This is a genomic window from Dietzia cercidiphylli, from assembly GCF_014145145.1.
Taxonomy (GTDB): domain Bacteria; phylum Actinomycetota; class Actinomycetes; order Mycobacteriales; family Mycobacteriaceae; genus Dietzia; species Dietzia natronolimnaea.
The window spans coordinates 1-1,948 of sequence record NZ_JAALEA010000398.1 but is presented as its reverse complement, the minus strand read 5'-3'; the positions used below and the strand labels follow the sequence as shown (position 1 = coordinate 1,948).

2 protein-coding genes are annotated in these 1,948 nt (G+C 66.2%); both read right to left on the bottom strand.

Translation table 11 applies throughout. The annotated features are described in order from the left end of the window. Positions 1 to 268: 268 nt before the first annotated feature. Positions 269 to 1,036: an ATP-binding protein gene (locus G6028_RS13875; RefSeq protein WP_023100551.1), complete on the bottom strand. Its 768-nt coding sequence runs from the start codon at positions 1,034 to 1,036 to the stop codon at positions 269 to 271. Continuing rightward, positions 1,036 to 1,875, bottom strand: coding sequence for a Mu transposase domain-containing protein (locus tag G6028_RS13870; RefSeq protein ID WP_241730771.1), 840 nt, complete (start codon positions 1,873 to 1,875; stop codon positions 1,036 to 1,038). The genes G6028_RS13875 and G6028_RS13870 overlap by 1 nt, the downstream gene beginning before the upstream one ends. Between the last annotated feature and the right edge of the window lie 73 nt (positions 1,876 to 1,948).

Below are 1,948 nucleotides of genomic sequence, written 5' to 3'. Positions count from 1 at the left end.
CAGATCCGCGCTTTCCGAAAGGCGTCCCAAACACCTGGACGACCACTCCCGACTGGTCTACTCCGAGGTCCACGACGACGAGACCGGTGCGACCGCCGCCGCCGTATTGGCCAACGCGGTGGCGTGGTTCGCCGACAGGAACGTCACCGTGCGCCGCGTGCTCAGTGGCAGATAGGGCTTGTCGGTACCGCGGGTCCGGCGAGTTGGTACTGCTGTTCCGGCGACCCGGAACCGGCCCGCGCGTGAGGCGGGCCGGCACCGTCGGGGGTTACTCCCAGTAGCCGGTGGTCGCCCGGGCTTGGTCGTCGCGTTGGCGTCGCATGTCGACTTCGCCGAGGTTGATCTCGCGGGCGTTGTTGGCCAGCCGGTTGACGATGGAGTCCGCGGCCACCCGGTCAGGTAGGGCCTCGAGCCAGTACGCCGGTCGGGATTGTGAGGCGATCATCGTCGGCAGCCGGTGCTCCCGGTTGGCCAGCACGGCGAACAGGTCGTTCGCGGCCTCGGGGTCGATGCCCACGGTGAGGAAGTCGTCGATGATCAGCAGTTCCACGTCCGACAGGTCGTTGAGCATTTTTTGGTGGCGGATCCCGTCACCACGGGCGATGACCAGCCGCCGGGCGAGTTCGTCCATGCGGGCGTAGGTGACGGTGTGCCCGTTCTGGCAGGCGGCGATCCCAATCGCGCAGGCCAAGTATGTCTTCCCGCCGCCGGTCGGCGAGAGCACCAGCAGGTTGGTGGGGTCTTGCCTCCAGTTGTGTCCGGCGTAGCGTTTCATCCGCACCGGGGTGATCCCGCGTCCTTCCTGGTAGTTGATCTCCGCGATCGAGGCCTGCGGGATCGGGAACTTCGCGGCGCGGATCAGCTTGTCGATCCGGTGGGCTTGGCGCTGGTCCAGGGCGTCGTCGACGGCGGTGAGGAAGATCTGCTCCGGGGTGAGCTCGTCATTGGCCTCATCGCTGATGAGCTCCTCGAACCGGGTCGCCACGTGCGTGATGCGCAGGTTGCGGAACTTCTGGTGATCGATCTCGGTGAACATCACACGCCCTCCCCGCTGCGGCCGCGCGAGTAGTGATCGGCCGAGCGGACTTGAATCGCGCCGTCGTCTCGGGCCCCGGCCGGTGGCGGCGGTTTTCGTGTGGCCGCCGCCGGGACCACGGGCCGGGGCGCCTTGTGGTCGGAGTCGATGCTCGCCATGACGCGTTTGAGCACGCTGTAGCTACCGGCACTGTTCTGGTTGAGCAGTACCTGGCAGGCTGCCTCGAGCCGCTGGCGACTGCGCTTGCCGAGAGTTTCGAGGATGTTCTGGCAGTCCAGATAGCCCTGCGCCTCGATCACGTGACGATCCAGGATCTGGGCGATCACCTTCTCGGTGGCGGGGCCGAACCCGCGGGCACGGTCGGTGAACCACTGCCGGGACCACAGACCGTCGATACCCTGGTGCTCCTTCGGGGCGTGAGCGAGCACGGTCGAGTACTGGCCTTTGCGGCCGTGGCGCCGTGGGTGCTCGCAGACGACCTGGTCACCGTCGAAGAGCGTCACCGACTGCGCGGTCAACCGGACTCGCAGCAGTTGACCGGCGAAGGTGTACGGCACCGAGTAGTACTGCGAATCGCAGGAGACGTGATAGTTCCGTCCGACCTTGAGCTGCTTCCACTCCACCGTGGCGAACCCGTCGTCTGGCAGCACCGCCAGCAGCGGCGCCTCATCGGACTCGAATCGCTCCCACCGTGTCGTACCGTCAGCCCGGCGAATCTGGGTGTTGATCTCGGCGACGCGGTCATCAATCGCCGCGTTCAGGGCCTCGACGGTGGTCCACACCTCCTCGGCGAGGTAGCCGATCACGCGCTTGTTGACCACGTCCACCGCCGACTCCACGGCCGCTTTGTCTGTCTTATCCCGAGTTCGGGATAAAAAGGACTATCCCGAGGATTCTGTAATCCCGAGTCGC